The organism is Enterobacter cloacae complex sp. IR5422 (assembly GCF_049238165.1).
GTDB lineage: Bacteria > Pseudomonadota > Gammaproteobacteria > Enterobacterales > Enterobacteriaceae > Enterobacter > Enterobacter roggenkampii.
Window position 1 is genome coordinate 135,893 of record NZ_JBMKHT010000002.1, and the last position, 14,130, is coordinate 150,022.

Genomic DNA, 14,130 nt, shown 5'->3' on the forward strand with positions numbered 1-14,130 from the left:
GACAATAGAAGGAACAAACGGCCACTGAGCCGCTCAAAACGGTTTATATTCAAAGAAATGGACATCATAACTCCATGAGCACACTCGACAATTTCGACGCACATACGCCGATGATGCAGCAGTATCTGAAGCTGAAGGCACAGCATCCGGAAATCCTGCTGTTCTATCGTATGGGCGATTTTTACGAGCTGTTTTATGACGATGCCAAACGCGCATCGCAGCTGCTCGACATCTCGCTGACCAAACGGGGCGCATCGGCTGGTGAACCCATTCCAATGGCCGGTATTCCGCACCACGCGGTAGAAAACTACCTGGCGAAACTGGTGAATCAGGGTGAGTCTGTCGCCATCTGCGAACAGATCGGCGACCCCGCGACCTCAAAAGGTCCGGTGGAACGCAAAGTCGTGCGCATCGTCACGCCGGGCACCATCAGCGATGAAGCCCTGCTTCAGGAGCGCCAGGATAACCTGCTGGCCGCGCTCTGGCAGGACGGCAAAGGCTTTGGCTACGCGACGCTGGACATCAGCTCCGGGCGTTTTCGTCTGAGTGAACCGGCCGATCGTGAAACGATGGCTGCCGAACTGCAGCGCACCAACCCGGCAGAACTGCTCTATGCCGAAGATTTCGCCGAAATGGCGCTGATTGAAGGTCGTCGCGGGCTGCGCCGCCGTCCGCTGTGGGAATTCGAAATTGATACCGCGCGCCAGCAGCTGAATCTGCAGTTTGGCACCCGCGATCTGATTGGCTTTGGCGTTGAAAATGCCCCGCGCGGGCTGTGCGCGGCTGGTTGCCTCCTGCAGTACGTAAAAGATACCCAGCGCACCGCCCTGCCGCATATCCGCTCTATCACCATGGAGCGCCAGCAGGACAGCATCATCATGGATGCCGCCACGCGCCGTAACCTGGAGATCACCCAGAACCTGGCGGGCGGCGTAGAAAATACGCTCGCGTCGGTCCTCGACAGTACGGTCACGCCAATGGGCAGCCGTATGCTGAAACGCTGGCTGCATATGCCGATTCGCGATACCGCTACGCTGGTTTGCCGTCAGCAGACGATTGCCGCCCTGCAGGATCGCTATACCGAGCTGCAGCCTGTCCTGCGTCAGGTGGGCGATCTGGAACGTATCCTGGCCCGTCTGGCGCTGCGCACGGCGCGACCGCGCGATCTGGCGCGGATGCGTCATGCTTTCCAGCAGCTGCCGGAACTGCGTGCGCAGCTGAGCGACGTTGACAGCGCGCCGGTACAGAAACTCCGCGAAACCATGGGCGAATTTACCGAACTCCGCGAGCTGCTTGAACGCGCCATTATTGATGCGCCTCCGGTTCTCGTGCGTGATGGCGGCGTGATTGCCCCGGGCTACAACGAGGAGCTGGACGAATGGCGCGCGCTGGCCGACGGCGCGACGGACTACCTTGATAAGCTGGAGATCCGCGAGCGCGAGCGTCTTGGTCTCGACACCCTGAAGGTGGGGTATAACGCGGTTCACGGTTACTACATTCAAATCAGCCGCGGGCAGAGCCACCTGGCGCCGATTCACTACGTGCGCCGCCAGACGTTGAAAAACGCTGAACGCTACATCATTCCCGAGCTGAAAGAGTACGAGGACAAAGTTCTCACCTCGAAAGGCAAAGCGCTGGCGCTGGAAAAACAGCTCTATGAAGAGCTGTTTGACATGCTGATGCCGCACCTGGCCGACCTGCAGCTGAGCGCCAGCGCGCTGGCGGAACTGGACGTGCTGGTGAACCTGGCCGAACGCGCGGAAACGCTGAACTACACCTGCCCGACCTTTACCGACAAGCCAGGCATTCGTATCACAGAAGGCCGTCACCCGGTGGTCGAGCGGGTGCTGAACGAACCGTTCATCGCCAACCCGCTGAGCCTGTCGCCGCAGCGAAGAATGCTGATCATTACCGGTCCGAACATGGGCGGTAAGAGTACCTATATGCGTCAGACCGCGCTGATTGCCCTGCTTGCCTATATCGGCAGCTACGTTCCGGCGCAAAACGTGGAGATTGGCCCCATCGACCGTATCTTTACCCGCGTCGGGGCTGCGGACGATCTGGCGAGCGGCCGCTCAACCTTCATGGTCGAAATGACTGAAACGGCTAACATTCTGCATAACGCGACGGAGCACAGCCTGGTGCTGATGGACGAAATCGGACGCGGAACGTCAACCTACGATGGTCTGTCGCTGGCCTGGGCCTGTGCGGAAAGCCTCGCGAATAAAATCAAGGCCATGACGCTGTTCGCCACCCACTACTTCGAGCTGACGCAGTTGCCGGAGAAAATGGAAGGCGTGGCTAACGTCCACCTTGATGCGCTGGAGCACGGCGACACCATCGCCTTTATGCACACGGTGCAGGATGGCGCGGCAAGCAAGAGCTATGGTCTGGCCGTTGCGGCGCTGGCCGGTGTACCGAAAGAGGTGATCAAGCGCGCGCGTCAGAAACTGCGTGAGCTGGAAAGCCTGTCACCGAATGCGGCGGCGACGCAGATCGATGGTACGCAGATGTCGCTGCTGGTGCCAGCGGAAGAGACATCGCCTGCTGTGGAAGCGCTGGAGAATCTCGATCCTGATTCCCTGACGCCGCGTCAGGCGCTGGAGTGGATTTATCGGTTGAAGAGTCTGGTTTAGTTCTCTGCGGTCTGTTTTGTCGGGTGGCGGCTTCGCCTTACCCGACCTACAAAACCGTAGGCCCGGTAAGCGCAGCGCCACCGGGCAAAAGGCCGCACAATATTATCGCCCGGTAAGCGCAGCGCCACCGGGCTTTTTTTTAGAGCAGCGGCGGGATTGTCGGCACCTGCGGCGCCTCGTCAATATCCTTCTGCGTCATGCGGAACGCTTCCGGGTAGTGCTCGCGGCTGGTACGGCGCAGCGGTTCGGTATCGCGCCAGGTATACAGACAATGCTGGCACTGATAAACGGTCCAGACCCCTTTCACCGGTGACGTCGCCATCACTTCAATATGCTCATCGGCACAACGTGGACAAATCATCTTTTCCTCCTTATTGGCGTGCAGCCAGCATCGTGGTCAGTTTTTCAGCCCAGGCTTTGGTTTCGGGAAGATCCTGAACCGGCTGGCTATAGTGGCCCCGGGTGTCCGGTGCGACAGGCGTGGTCGCATCAATAATCAGTTTGTCAGTAATGCCCGCCGGACTGGATCCCGGATCGAGTTCAAGCACCGACATGTTCGGCAGCTGCACCAGATCGCCTGCCGGGTTGACCTTCGATGACAGCGCCCACATCACCTGCGGAAGGTTGAACGGGTCGACATCCTCATCCACCATGATCACCATCTTCACGTATCCCAGGCCGTGCGGCGTGGTCATGGCGCGCAAGCCAACCGCGCGGGCGAAGCCGCCGTAACGCTTTTTGGTGGAGATGATCGCCAGCAGACCGTGGGTGTACATCGCGTTTACCGCCTGCACTTCCGGGAACTCCGCTTTCAGCTGCTGGTAGAGCGGCACGCAGGTGGCTGGCCCCATCAGATAATCAATCTCGGTCCACGGCATGCCGAGGTAAAGGGATTCGAAAATCGGTTTGGTGCGGTAAGAAACTTTGTCGATACGCACAACCGTCATGTTACGGCCACCGGAGTAGTGGCCGGTAAACTCGCCGAACGGCCCTTCAATTTCGCGCTTACGGCCTTCAATCACCCCTTCCAGGATCACTTCAGAACCCCACGGCACATCAAAGCCGGTCAGCGGTGCGGTGGCAATCGGGTACGGGCTTTCACGGAGCGCACCAGCCATTTCATATTCCGACTGATCGTATTTCAGCGGCGTCGCGCCCATCAGGGTGATGATCGGGTCGTTGCCCAGCGTAATCGCAATCGGCAGGTCTTCGCCGCGTTCTTCCGCTTTGTGCAGATGCAGAGCGATATCGTGCATCGGCACCGGCTGCAGGCCGAGCTTGCGCTTGCCCTTCACTTCCATGCGGTAGATGCCAACGTTCTGCTTGCCGAAGTTATCCGGGTCGAGCGGATCGCGCGAGACAACGCACGCTTTGTCGAGATAAAAACCACCGTCCCCGTCGTTCAGGCGGAACAGCGGCAGGATGTCGAACAGGTTAATGTCTTCACCGTCCACCGTATTCTGCGCCCAGGCCGGGTTGGCGCGGCGCTCTGGCGCAATCGGGAATTTATCCCAGCGGCGAATAAACTCGTCGATCTGCTTTTTCACCGGCGTGTTCGCAGGCAGCCCCATCGAAATAGCGTGATTTTGCCAGGAGCCGATGGTGTTCATCACCACGCGGGCATCGGTAAAGCCGCGAATATTGTCGAACCACAGCGCGGGCGCGCCGTCACCGATGCGGCCGGTCGCGTTGGCTGCCGCCGCCAGATCCGGCTCGGCGTTTACCTCTTCCTCAATTTTCAGCAGTTGCCCTTGCTCATCGAGCGCCTGCAGGAAGCTTCTCAGATCATCAAATGCCATCTTTATTCTCCTGTGAAAAATGTTTCGCCTCCCGCAACCCGTTCCAGCGACGCGCCTTTTTATGCTCCAGGCCAAACTGGTCGAGCACGCGGGTCACAATATGCTGGGTAATGTCATCGGCGGTTTGCGGGTGGTTGTAGTACGCAGGCATGGGCGGCACCATCGCCACGCCCATGCGGGAGAGCGCCAGCATGTTCTCCAGATGAATGGTGCTGAGCGGCGTTTCACGGGGCACCAGCACCAGCTTACGCCCCTCTTTCAGCACCACATCCGCCGCACGGCCCACCAGCCCTTCGGCATAGCCCGCGCGGATCCCGGCCAGCGTTTTCATGCTGCAGGGAATGACGATCATGCCGTCGGTACGAAACGAGCCGGAGGAGATGGTGGCGGCCTGGTCAGCCGGGCTGTGGATGACGTCAGCCAGGGCAGCAACGTCCTGGGCGGTGTAAGGCGTTTCCAGCTCAATGGTGGTTTTTGCCCACTTCGACATCACCAGATGCGTCTCTACTTCCGGCATTTCCCGCAGCGCCTGCAGCAGCGCCACGCCCAGCGGAGCACCCGTCGCCCCCGTCATTCCCACGATCAATCTCATTCATCACCTCAATCAATTTGTTCGTGTACGAACATTGTAGGTAAACTACTCCCGGATTGTTTTTCTGACAAGATCGTTCGTACACGATCACACAAAATGCTAAAAAATGCCGCATTATCATCCTGGACTTTAGCGGCTATCATAGGGGGTGATTTTTTCTGTCGGAGTGTTCATGGAACTAAGACAAGAGGCGTTCCACCTGTTACGTCAGCTTTTTCAACAGCATACCGCAAAGTGGCAACATGCCCTGCCGGAACTGACCAAGCCGCAGTATGCGGTGATGCGCTCGATTGCCGAGCATCCGGGCATTGAACAGGTGGCATTGACTGAAGTCGCGGTCAGCACGAAAGCGACCCTGGCGGAAATGCTGAGCCGCATGGAGGCGCGCGGGCTGGTCAAACGCGAGCACGACCCTGCGGATAAACGCCGTCGCTTTGTCTTCCTGACGCCAGAAGGTGAAGCCCTGCTTGCAGACTGTAAGCCGGTAGGCAATGAGGTTGATGAGGCCTTTTTAGGACGCCTTAACAAGGCCGAGCGGGAGCAGTTCTCTGCGCTCATCAAAAAGATGATGCACGATTAACTCACGCTGGTGCGCATAAAATCGATAAAGGTGCGCACTTTTGCGGGCACATGCCGGGCATCAGGATAGACCGCATAGATCCCCTGCCGCGCAAAGGTATACTCCGGTAAAATCGTCACCAGCGTTCCCGCATCAAGCGCATCGCGCACCAGCCATTCCGGCAGTAACGCCACCCCACCGCCTGCGAGCGCAAAAGCCATAAGGGCCTGAGCGCTGTCGGCAAACAAACGCGGCGCCTTTTTTATCTCCAGCATGTCAGGCGCACCGCGGGCATCTTTCACCTGCCAGCGCAGCGGCGAGGCTAAGCGCTCGTGGATAATCCAGTCGGCCTGCGCCAGCTGTGCAAGCGATTCGATCGGGTTTCTCGCAAGCCACTCGGGCGTCGCGACGGGGAGAATAGAAAAGTGAGAAATCAGTGCGGCGTGGTTGCGCGAATCAACAAGCGTCCCCAGCCGGATGGCCACGTCAAAGCGCTCCGAGATAAGGTCTGCGTGCAGTGACGACGAAACATGTCGGACGCGAAGATCCGTGTGCTGCTGGCTAAACCTGGCCAGCAGCGGCACCACGACCCGGGCGCCATATTCAGGCGTGGTCGTGATCCGCAGTTCACCGGTGAGTCCCGCATGGTTCGCGCGGACATCATCCTGCAGCCGTTCGGCCTCCTTCAGAAGCGCCACGCTGCGCTGATGAAAAAGCACGCCCGCCTCGGTTAGCGTCAGGCGGCGGGTGGAGCGCAGCAGCAGCGTAACGCCCAGCTCATCTTCAAGCTGGCGGATATTGAAGCTGACGACCGCTTTTGTCAGCCCCATCGCCTCGGCGGCGGCCGTAAAACTGCCGGTGTCGGCCACCGCGATAAACATCTGCGTCCGCTGTAGGTTAATCATCACCACGCCTTATACTGTCAAAATATTTTTGACAGTATATCGCGTTTTGTCAGGTTTATCCGTGATTCCCGAGCCGATACGATACGCCACCTCACCGGAGGATCCACCATGACGTATCGCAGCCAAGTTGCCGTTGTCTATCTGCTGGGCTTTTTTCTTGATTTGATCAACATGTTTATTGCCAGCGTCGCCTTTCCGGCGATGGCTCACGCCTTTAACACCACGCCTTCTGCCCTTGCCTGGGTCAGTAACGGCTACATTGCCGGCCTGACGCTGGCGATCCCGTTCAGCAGCCTGCTCTCGCGCCGCATCGGACCAAAGCGCGTCATCCTGCTTTCGCTTTTTCTGTTCAGTGCCGCCTCCGCTGCGGCGGGCCTGTCTGCAACGCTTGAAAGTCTGATTGCCTGGCGAGTGCTTCAGGGCGTGGGAGGAGGCTTACTGATCCCCGTCGGACAGGCGCTGACCTGGCAACAGTTCAGGCCTCAGGAGCGTGCGAAGCTCTCTTCGGCGGTCATGCTGGTTGCGTTGCTTGCTCCAGCCTGCTCCCCGGCTATCGGCGGCGTGCTGGTACAGACGCTGGGCTGGCGATGGATCTTTTTCGCCACGCTTCCGGTGGCTATCGTGACCTTCGTTCTGGCCTGCCTGTGGCTTAAACACGAAATGCCTGCGATGAACGCGGCCAGACTGCTAAACCTGACCTTGCTCGCGGACCCGCTTTTGCGTTTTTCCATGCTCGTGTATATCTGCGTACCCGGCGTATTTATTGGGGTGAACGTCACGGGCATGTTTTATCTTCAGAACGTGGCGAACATGAGCCCAGCCGCTACGGGCATGCTCATGCTGCCGTGGTCCGTGGCATCGTTTATCGCCATCACGGCAACGGGACGTTATTTTAACCGTATCGGCCCCCGACCCCTGATCGTCATCGGCTGCCTGTTGCAGGCGACGGGCATTCTGCTTTTGATTGACGTCAGTTCGGCTACGCTGTTGCCTGCCGTCGCGTTTGCCCTGATGGGCGCTGGGGGAAGCCTCTGCAGCAGCACGGCTCAGAGCAGCGCGTTTCTGACAACGCGCCGGGACGAGATGCCGGATGCCAGCGCGCTGTGGAATCTCAATCGTCAATTGAGCTTTTTTGCCGGTGCCCTGCTGCTGGCGCAGGTGCTGAACCTGGCGCAGGCGTGGATGACGCCACACGCCGCCTGGCACGGGATGTTTATTTTTGCCGCAGGCATGACCTTGCTGCCTGTACCGTACGTTTTTCGTCTTAACAATACGCAGGTGCTAAACCCGCTGCGACAGGAGAATTCATGACGCCTTTCGAACACGACATTATCGACCTCCACATTGCGCTTGAAGCATGGTTAGGCAAAGGTGAAGGCGAGGCCGACGCGCTGCTCGCCCGTTTCCGTCCCGATTTTCTGATGATCCCGCCGGGCGGTGTACAGGTCGACTATAACGGCCTGGCCAGTTTTCTGGAAAAACAGCGCGGAAGCCGTCCCGGGCTGAAAATCGTCATTGACGAATTAACCACGATCCAGAGCGGCGAACGGGGTGCAGTGCTTCACTACCGGGAGACGCAAACCCGGCCAGACCTGCCCGTTAACGTGCGCTGGTCAACCGCGGTGCTTAATCAGGAAGGTGACAAAATAACCTGGCGTCTGCTGCACGAGACGGCGACGCAGGCGTAAGACAAAAGAAAAAGGCCCGTCTCACGACGGGCCTTTTTTGACGAAAGGTTGCTTATTCGCGGAACAGCGCTTCGATATTCAGACCTTGCCCCTGCAGGATTTCACGCAGGCGACGCAGACCTTCAACCTGAATCTGACGAACACGTTCACGGGTCAGGCCAATTTCGCGGCCGACGTCTTCCAGTGTCGCAGCTTCATACCCCAGTAAACCGAAGCGACGCGCCAGCACTTCACGCTGTTTGGCGTTCAGTTCGAACAGCCATTTGACGATGCTCTGCTTCATGTCATCGTCCTGCGTGGTGTCTTCCGGACCGTTATCTTTTTCATCGGCCAGGATGTCCAGCAGCGCTTTTTCGGAGTCGCCACCCAGCGGGGTGTCAACGGAGGTAATGCGCTCGTTGAGACGCAGCATACGGCTTACGTCATCAACCGGTTTATCGAGTTGTTCGGCAATTTCTTCTGCGCTTGGCTCGTGGTCCAACTTATGGGACAACTCGCGCGCGGTACGCAGATACACGTTCAACTCTTTGACGATGTGAATCGGCAGGCGAATCGTACGGGTCTGGTTCATAATAGCCCGTTCGATGGTCTGACGAATCCACCAGGTCGCGTAGGTTGAGAAACGGAACCCGCGTTCCGGGTCAAACTTCTCAACTGCGCGGATGAGACCTAAGTTGCCCTCTTCAATCAGATCCAGCAGAGCCAGACCACGATTGCCGTAACGGCGGGCAATTTTCACGACCAGTCGCAGGTTACTTTCAATCATGCGACGACGCGAGGCAACATCACCACGCAAAGCACGACGTGCGAAATAGACTTCTTCTTCGGCCGTTAGCAGTGGGGAGTAACCAATCTCCCCAAGGTAAAGCTGAGTCGCGTCCAGTACACGCTGTGTGGCGCCCTGCGATAACAGCTCTTCTTCAGCCAAATCGTTATCACTGGGTTCCTCTTCTACTAAGGCTTTTTCGTCAAAAGCCTCTACTCCGTTCTCATCAAATTCCGCGTCTTCATTTAAATCATGAACTTTCAGCGTATTCTGACTCATAAGGTGGCTCCTACCCGTGATCCCTGAACGAGACACCCTGGCTGGCATGCCCCGTCAAATTATCGCTGCGGCAAGTACTGCAGCGGGTTTACGGATTTCCCCTTGTAACGAATTTCAAAATGCAAGCGTGTAGAACTGGTTCCGGTGCTACCCATGGTAGCGATTTTTTGCCCCGCCTTAACTTCTTGTTGTTCCCGGACCAGCATTGTGTCGTTATGGGCGTAGGCACTCAGGTAATCATCGTTGTGTTTGATGATGATAAGATTACCGTAACCGCGCAGAGCGTTACCGGCATACACAACGCGTCCATCTGCGGTCGCGATGATAGCCTGTCCTTTACTCCCTGCGATATCGATCCCTTTATTTCCCCCTTCGGAGGAAGAGAAGTTCTCGATAACCTTGCCGTCAGTCGGCCAGCGCCATGCAGAAATCGGCGAACTGGAGGTCATACTGCTGGCAGTCGGTTCAGTAGAGCTAACCACAGGTGCCGTAACCGGTGCTGTGACAGCAGTCGCAGTCCCTTTATTATTCGGCAACATTTTGTTAGCAGTCTGATCACCTGAATCCTCAGAATACGTAATTACAGGTTGTGAAGCAACCACCGTGGTGGATTTTTGTGCAGGCTTAACGCTGTTATTTTGAGCCGTCACATCGGCCGCTGAAACCGTGTTGCCAGGCGTAAGCGGCGTACCCGTCGCGTTGCCCACCTGGAGCGTTTGCCCGACTTCCAGAGCATATGGGGCCTGGACGTTGTTGCGCTGCGCGAGGTCACGGAAATCGTTCCCGGTGATCCACGCAATGTAGAACAGCGTATCGCCGCGTTTCACGGTATAGGTGCTGCCACCGGTGTAGCTGCCTTTCGGAATGTTCCCATACTGGCGGTTATAGACTATGCGGCCATTTTGGGTCTGAACAGGCTGTTCAACTGGCTGAACCTGCATTGGCTGTGTAACAGGATGTTGCACAGGCTGAATTTGTGGCGTTTGCTGCGGCGCAGCCGTTCCCATTTTAGGTGGCGGCGTGATTAACATTCCGCTGGACGTGTTACCTGAGCCGCTGTTTCCGCCGACGGAACTGACGGGCGCAGGCGCGTTGTTAGAACTTGTACAGCCTGCCAGCCAGAGCGAAACCAGTGATAATGCCGCAACACGGCTGATGGTGAATTTAGGGCTTCCCGCGCTCATTTATCCCCCAGGAATGTGTTAACTACCAGTGACTTAAAATTTACCGTGATGGCACGAATCTTTCGCGCCACACCATACGCTGAATTTGCCTTAATAACCCTGGATAATTCCGAGTCTCAGGCCAACTCCCCCTTCACCAGAGGCACAAAGCGCACGGCTTCCACGGTGTCGATAATAAACTCGCCGCCGCGCCGACGAACGCGCTTCAACAGCTGCTGCTCGTCCCCGACAGGCAGAACCAGAATGCCCCCCTCATCCAGCTGCGACAACAGGGCAGCTGGAATTTCTGGCGGGGCCGCCGTCACGATGATCGCGTCAAACGGGGCGCGAGCCTTCCAACCCTGCCATCCATCACCGTGTCGTGTCGAAACATTATGTAAATCAAGTTGTTTCAGGCGACGACGCGCCTGCCACTGTAAACCTTTGATCCGCTCAACGGAGCATACGTGATGAACGAGATGCGCCAGGATCGCGGTCTGATAGCCCGACCCGGTGCCAATCTCCAGCACGCGGGAATCGGGCGTCAGCTCCAGCAGCTCCGTCATGCGAGCCACCATGTAAGGCTGCGAAATCGTCTGGCCCTGCCCGATGGGCAGCGCCACGTTTTCCCACGCTTTGTGTTCAAACGCCTCGTCTACAAATTTCTCACGCGGAACCAGGGCGAGCGCTTCGAGCACGTGCTCGTCGCGGATCCCCTGCGCGCGTAGTTGTTCCAGAAGAGTTTGTACACGTTTGTTTACCATTGCGCGTTCACTCCTGCGCGATCCAGCCAGCCCGACACCACATCATGCGCGCTATACGCGGTTAAATCTACGTGCAGCGGGGTAACCGAAACATAGCCTTCCTCCACGGCGGCAAAGTCAGTATCCGGACCCGCATCGCACTTATCGCCAGGAGGGCCGATCCAGTAAAGCGTGTTGCCGCGCGGATCCTGCTGCGGGATCACCTGATCGGCCGGATGTCGACTCCCGCAACGGGTGACGCGGATGCCTTTAATTTCATCGAGAGGAAGATCCGGCACGTTGATGTTGAGGATGCGTCCGGTACGCAACGGCTCGCGGCCGAGCGCCCGCAGGATCGAACAGGTCACCGCGGCGGCGGTGTCGTAGTGCGTGTAGCCGTTCAACGAGACCGCCAGCGCCGGGAATCCCAGATGGCGGCCTTCCATTGCGGCCGCCACGGTGCCGGAGTAAATCACGTCATCGCCGAGGTTAGGCCCGGCGTTAATGCCGGAGACGACGATATCCGGACGCGGCCGCATCAGCGCGTTCACGCCCAGAAAAACACAGTCGGTTGGCGTGCCCATCTGTACGGCAATATCGCCATTTTCAAAGGTAAAGGTGCGAAGCGACGACTCCAGCGTCAGCGAGTTAGACGCTCCACTGCGGTTACGATCGGGCGCCACAACCTGCACATCCGCAAACTCACGGAGGTGTTTCGCCAGGGTCTGAATGCCTGGCGCGTGGATCCCGTCATCGTTACTCAGCAATATTCGCATAATCACCCGAGGTGTTGATAAGTTCCCTGACAACACTGGTGGCAAAGCTGCCTGCCGGCAGCCAGAAGCGTAACTCGACGGTTACGTCATCCCACCAGTTCCAGCTTAACTGCTGCGGATAGAGCAGCATCGCGCGGCGTGCCGCGTCGACTTTTTCCCGCACCAGCAAGGACTGCAATTCTGGCGCATCCGCCACGGCTGACTGCTCGGCGGCCAGGGCCTCCCCCTGGGTTCCCCAGTCGCCCGTACCGGGCAACGCGGCGGTGATCAGCAGCCCTTTTGCGTCCACGCGCGACTGGACATCGGCCATCTCTTCGGCCGTTGCCACAAACCAGCTTCCGCGTCCCGCTAATTGTAGCGCATCGCCAACAACAACTTGATTCGCGTCCGGTTTTTTCAGCCTTTCGCTCACAATCTGATTAAACAACGCACTGCGGGCCGCCGACAACCAAAAACTGCGTTTATTCCTGTCACGCACCGGCGCGTCGCTTTGCGCCCAGCGCAGTGCGCCCTGCAGGTTGCTGCCGCCGATGCCAAAGCGCTGCGCGCCAAAGTAGTTCGGTACGCCGCGGTCGCTGATGGCATTCAGGCGTTTTTCAACGTCTTCACGGTCAGTCACTTCGCGCAGCACCAGCGTAAACGCGTTGCCTTTTAACGCGCCCAGACGCAGTTTGCGCTTGTGGCGGGCATATTCCAGTACCTTACAGCCCTCAAGCTCAAATTTGCTTAAATCAGGCATCGCATTGCCGGGAACGCGCGCGCAGAGCCACTGTTCCGTGACGGCGTGTTTATCTTTCTGCCCGGCAAAGCTCACCTCGCGGGCATGAATTTTGAGGAATTTTGCCAGCGCGTCGGCCACAAAGCGGGTATTGCAGCCATTTTTCAGAATACGCACCAGGATATGTTCGCCTTCGCCATCCGGCTCAAAGCCCAAATCCTCGACCACGAGGAAATCTTCCGGGCTGGCTTTCAGCACCCCGTTCCCCTGCGGCTTACCGTGCAGGTATGTCAGGTTGTCGAATTCTGTCATTTGCTCGCCTTCACCAGCAGCGCCACGGCTTCACAGGCAATCCCTTCGCCACGACCGGTAAAGCCCAGCTTCTCGGTCGTCGTCGCTTTGACGTTCACGTCGTCCATATGGCAGCCCAGATCTTCTGCAATAAATACGCGCATCTGCGGAATGTGCGGCAGCATTTTTGGGGCCTGAGCGATAATCGTCACGTCGACGTTGCCAAGGGTGTAGCCTTTCGCCTGGATGCGGCGCCACGCTTCGCGCAGCAGTTCACGGCTGTCCGCCCCTTTAAACGCCGGATCGGTGTCCGGGAACAGCTTGCCGATATCACCCAGTGCGGCCGCGCCCAGCAGCGCGTCGGTCAGCGCATGCAGCGCCACGTCGCCATCAGAATGCGCCAGCAGCCCTTTTTCATAAGGAATGCGCACGCCGCCAATGATAATTGGGCCTTCGCCGCCAAAGGCGTGTACATCAAAACCGTGTCCAATTCGCATTATGCCTTCTCCTGATGGGTCGAACGGGTAAGATAAAATTCCGCGAGCTGTAAATCTTCCGGACGCGTCACTTTAATATTATCAGCACGTCCTTCAACAAGCTCAGGGTGGAAACCGCAGTACTCCAGCGCAGAAGCTTCGTCCGTGATGGTCGCACCTTCGTTAAGCGCGCGCGTTAAGCAGTCGTGGAGCAGTTCGCGGGGGAAAAATTGCGGCGTCAGCGCGTGCCAGAGATCGACGCGATCGACGGTGTGGGCGATAGCCCGTTTGCCCGGCTCGGCACGCTTCATGGTGTCGCGCACGGGAGCGGCCAGAATGCCGCCCACTTTGCTGGTTTCGCTCAATGCCAGCAGGCGAGCGAGATCGTCCTGATGCAGGCACGGACGCGCCGCGTCATGCACCAGCACCCACGGCGCGTTACCGGCCGCCTGAATGCCTGCCAGCACGGAATCGGCGCGCTCGGCACCGCCATCGACAACGGTAATCTGTGGATGATTTGCCAGCGGGAGCTGCGCGAAGCGGGCATCGCCGGGGCTGATAGCGATGATCGCTCGCGTCACCCGCGGGTGCGCCAGCAGCGCCGCCACGGCGTGCTCGAGGATCGTTTTATCGCCAATAGAGAGGTATTGCTTGGGACATTCTGTCTGCATGCGCCGGCCAAAACCTGCGGCCGGCACCACGGCGCATACGTCCGAAAAAGTTACTGCCATGTCGTAAT

At 58.2% G+C, this 14,130-nt stretch carries 16 protein-coding genes; 5 read left to right on the plus strand and 11 right to left on the minus strand.

Annotated elements, in window-relative coordinates; genetic code table 11:
• The first annotated feature begins 74 nt into the window (after positions 1-74).
• Positions 75-2,636, plus strand: coding sequence for a DNA mismatch repair protein MutS (gene mutS / locus ACOTXT_RS02225; protein WP_045418257.1), 2,562 nt, complete (start codon positions 75-77; stop codon positions 2,634-2,636).
• 139 nt (positions 2,637-2,775) lie between these two features.
• On the opposite strand, the gene ACOTXT_RS02230 is transcribed toward mutS, so the two are convergent.
• Genes ACOTXT_RS02230 through ACOTXT_RS02240 form a run of 3 tightly spaced genes read right to left on the minus strand, consistent with a single transcriptional unit; the run spans position 2,776 to position 5,027 of the window.
• Positions 2,776-2,997: a non-oxidative hydroxyarylic acid decarboxylases subunit D gene (locus tag ACOTXT_RS02230; RefSeq protein WP_003862116.1), complete on the minus strand. Its 222-nt coding sequence runs from the start codon at positions 2,995-2,997 to the stop codon at positions 2,776-2,778.
• A 10-nt stretch (positions 2,998-3,007) separates the two neighbouring features.
• Positions 3,008-4,435: a non-oxidative hydroxyarylic acid decarboxylases subunit C gene (locus tag ACOTXT_RS02235; RefSeq protein ID WP_055321968.1), complete on the minus strand. Its 1,428-nt coding sequence runs from the start codon at positions 4,433-4,435 to the stop codon at positions 3,008-3,010.
• Positions 4,425-5,027, minus strand: a complete 603-nt coding sequence (locus tag ACOTXT_RS02240; protein WP_055321969.1) for a non-oxidative hydroxyarylic acid decarboxylases subunit B — start codon at positions 5,025-5,027, stop codon at positions 4,425-4,427. Before ACOTXT_RS02240 ends, ACOTXT_RS02235 begins: the two co-directional genes overlap by 11 nt.
• Before the next feature lie 172 nt (positions 5,028-5,199).
• Between ACOTXT_RS02240 and ACOTXT_RS02245 the strand changes: the two genes are divergently transcribed.
• On the plus strand, positions 5,200-5,607 hold the full coding sequence (locus ACOTXT_RS02245; protein ID WP_008499596.1) for a MarR family winged helix-turn-helix transcriptional regulator: 408 nt from the start codon (positions 5,200-5,202) through the stop codon (positions 5,605-5,607).
• Here the strand turns inward: ACOTXT_RS02245 and ACOTXT_RS02250 are convergent.
• Positions 5,604-6,491, minus strand: a complete 888-nt coding sequence (locus ACOTXT_RS02250; RefSeq protein WP_039024141.1) for a LysR family transcriptional regulator — start codon at positions 6,489-6,491, stop codon at positions 5,604-5,606. The genes ACOTXT_RS02245 and ACOTXT_RS02250 overlap by 4 nt on opposite strands.
• Before the next feature lie 108 nt (positions 6,492-6,599).
• Here ACOTXT_RS02250 and ACOTXT_RS02255 point away from each other — a divergent pair, with 108 nt between their 5' ends.
• On the plus strand, positions 6,600-7,802 hold the full coding sequence (locus ACOTXT_RS02255; RefSeq protein ID WP_333163962.1) for an MFS transporter: 1,203 nt from the start codon (positions 6,600-6,602) through the stop codon (positions 7,800-7,802).
• Complete coding sequence (locus ACOTXT_RS02260) at positions 7,799-8,179, plus strand: DUF4440 domain-containing protein (protein WP_055321971.1); 381 nt, start codon at positions 7,799-7,801, stop codon at positions 8,177-8,179. Before ACOTXT_RS02255 ends, ACOTXT_RS02260 begins: the two co-directional genes overlap by 4 nt.
• A gap of 52 nt (positions 8,180-8,231) precedes the next feature.
• Here the strand turns inward: ACOTXT_RS02260 and rpoS are convergent, their stop codons facing one another.
• Positions 8,232-9,224, minus strand: a complete 993-nt coding sequence (gene rpoS / locus ACOTXT_RS02265; RefSeq protein ID WP_008499600.1) for an RNA polymerase sigma factor RpoS — start codon at positions 9,222-9,224, stop codon at positions 8,232-8,234.
• 59 nt (positions 9,225-9,283) lie between these two features.
• Positions 9,284-10,357 (minus strand): murein hydrolase activator NlpD, encoded by a 1,074-nt coding sequence (gene nlpD / locus ACOTXT_RS02270; RefSeq protein ID WP_369751012.1) that lies wholly within the window; start codon positions 10,355-10,357, stop codon positions 9,284-9,286.
• Between nlpD and ACOTXT_RS02275 the strand changes: the two genes are divergently transcribed.
• The gene (locus ACOTXT_RS02275; RefSeq protein ID WP_369751013.1) at positions 10,299-10,430 is read left to right on the plus strand and encodes a peptidase; all 132 of its coding nucleotides are present in this window, start codon (positions 10,299-10,301) and stop codon (positions 10,428-10,430) included. The two genes, nlpD and ACOTXT_RS02275, sit on opposite strands and share 59 nt — an antisense overlap.
• A 94-nt stretch (positions 10,431-10,524) precedes the next feature.
• On the opposite strand, the gene ACOTXT_RS02280 is transcribed toward ACOTXT_RS02275, so the two are convergent.
• From ACOTXT_RS02280 to ispD, 5 genes are read right to left on the minus strand one after another with little or no spacing between them, the layout of a single operon-like run.
• Entirely contained in the window at positions 10,525-11,151 is a 627-nt protein-coding gene (locus ACOTXT_RS02280; protein WP_008499604.1) for a protein-L-isoaspartate(D-aspartate) O-methyltransferase, read from the minus strand.
• The gene (surE, locus tag ACOTXT_RS02285) at positions 11,145-11,906 is read right to left on the minus strand and encodes a 5'/3'-nucleotidase SurE (RefSeq protein ID WP_021241911.1); all 762 of its coding nucleotides are present in this window, start codon (positions 11,904-11,906) and stop codon (positions 11,145-11,147) included. Before surE ends, ACOTXT_RS02280 begins: the two co-directional genes overlap by 7 nt.
• Entirely contained in the window at positions 11,887-12,936 is a 1,050-nt protein-coding gene (truD, locus tag ACOTXT_RS02290; protein ID WP_023344810.1) for a tRNA pseudouridine(13) synthase TruD, read from the minus strand. The genes surE and truD overlap by 20 nt, the downstream gene beginning before the upstream one ends.
• Complete coding sequence (ispF, locus tag ACOTXT_RS02295; RefSeq protein WP_008499607.1) at positions 12,933-13,412, minus strand: 2-C-methyl-D-erythritol 2,4-cyclodiphosphate synthase; 480 nt, start codon at positions 13,410-13,412, stop codon at positions 12,933-12,935. Before ispF ends, truD begins: the two co-directional genes overlap by 4 nt.
• The gene (ispD, locus tag ACOTXT_RS02300) at positions 13,412-14,122 is read right to left on the minus strand and encodes a 2-C-methyl-D-erythritol 4-phosphate cytidylyltransferase (protein ID WP_023616744.1); all 711 of its coding nucleotides are present in this window, start codon (positions 14,120-14,122) and stop codon (positions 13,412-13,414) included. The genes ispF and ispD overlap by 1 nt, the downstream gene beginning before the upstream one ends.
• Between the last annotated feature and the right edge of the window lie 8 nt (positions 14,123-14,130).